The organism is Flavihumibacter fluminis (assembly GCF_021491375.1).
Taxonomy (GTDB): domain Bacteria; phylum Bacteroidota; class Bacteroidia; order Chitinophagales; family Chitinophagaceae; genus Flavihumibacter; species Flavihumibacter fluminis.
On record NZ_JAKEVY010000031.1, the window covers coordinates 1 to 286 of the forward strand.

Below are 286 nucleotides of genomic sequence, written 5' to 3' on the forward strand. Positions count from 1 at the left end.
GAATCTGCAAGGTACGGCTCTGTCTGAACAAGCAGGCGACTATGAAGCAATCCTAACCGCTGCAATGGAACCCGAAAATCCTTATATTCTGAGCCTATCTCGTTTGGATATTGGCGCATTGAAACGGGCTTATGACCAAGTTCCCGCCGACCAAAAGGGTAGCGTCACGGCGTTCCCCTTCCTTGAGGGATTGGCATATGAAAAGTTGCTGGAATTAAAAGGATCTGACCGGGCATCCAAGGTTTGGTTTTTGTATCAAACCCCGCCCCAAAAGCAGGTCATTTCT

The 286-nt window shown here is 48.6% G+C and carries 1 protein-coding gene; it reads left to right on the plus strand.

Annotated features, from left to right (window positions below; all coding sequences use genetic code 11):
* Positions 1-286 (plus strand): hypothetical protein (locus L0U88_RS20775; RefSeq protein ID WP_234868794.1); only part of this gene is annotated, 286 nt, incomplete at both ends.